Genomic DNA, 1,067 nt, shown 5'->3' with positions numbered 1-1,067 from the left:
GCCAGTTGGGTCGGCCCGAGGCGCGGTGGCGGCATTGCTGCCGCTCCGTTTCCCCGGGCCGCCCGCCGAACCCGGCGTGCGACTCTCGCCGCACCGGGCTCTCCACGAGAGCAGTTGCTGGTCAGCCGGTGGTGGCTGTTGGTGTCCAGGGGGTCGGGATCTGGTAGCCGCGGTAGCGGTACCGGACCACCGGGATGCTGGCTGCGCCCCGGAACCTGACTCCCTCGACGGCGAGCCGCCAGGTCCCCGGCAGGCAGAACCTGCGCCGGAGTGCTGGCCATCCGATCCGGTGCTTCTTCCGTAGCCATGCCGTGACCCGCTCCCACGCATAGGAGTCGATCCCAGCGAAAGTGGCTTTGGAGACACCGTGCCGGAAATAGGTGGCCCACCCCCGCAGCACCCGTCCCAGGTAGTCCATCAGGTACCCGGGGTCTTGGTGCAGGGTTGCCCTGTACGTCATGGTCTTCACCCGGCTCTTGATCGAGGCAATCGCCTTCTTCGAGGGCTTGGTGTACACGAACCACTTGTTGCTGCCTCGACGCCGCATCCTGCGGATGTGGAAACCGAGGAAGTCGAACCCGTCGTCGATGTGGACCACGCGGGTCTTCTCCGGTGACAGCCGCAGCCCCATCGGGGCCAACACGGCTGCCACCTCCTGCCGCAGGTGTTCGGCATCCTGTTGCTGGCCGGTGACCACGACGACGAAGTCGTCGGCGTACCGGACCAGACGGTAGTTCGCCTTGCCCTGCCGCTTTCGACGCTGCCGGGCCACCTCGGTTGCCATGTGCTGCTCCCACTTGCTCATGAAGTGTTCGTCCAGCACGGACAACGCGATGTTCGCCAGCAGCGGGGACAAGATCCCGCCCTGCGGGGTGCCGGTGTGCGTGCCCTCGCGGGTGCCGGTGGTGGTCATCACCCCGGCCTTGAGGAACGCCTTGACCAGCCCCAACACGCCCTTGTCGCCGATCCTTGACCGGACCCTGTCCATCAACGCGACGTGATCGATCATGTCGAAACACGCCTCGATGTCGGCCTCCAACACCCAGTGATACGACTTGGTGGTGAAG

The 1,067-nt window shown here is 66.2% G+C and carries 1 protein-coding gene; it reads right to left on the bottom strand.

Annotation, left to right across the window (positions count from 1 at the left end):
- Positions 1 to 121: 121 nt before the first annotated feature.
- The coding region (locus ABD209_RS02935; protein WP_344061869.1) for a reverse transcriptase domain-containing protein at positions 122 to 1,067 on the bottom strand (946 nt) is incomplete at its 5' end.

The sequence above is a fragment of the Nostocoides vanveenii genome (assembly GCF_039531165.1).
Lineage (GTDB): Bacteria > Actinomycetota > Actinomycetes > Actinomycetales > Dermatophilaceae > Nostocoides_A > Nostocoides_A vanveenii.
The sequence above is the reverse complement of the archived record's forward strand: the minus strand, read 5'-3'. Positions and strand labels throughout refer to the sequence as shown.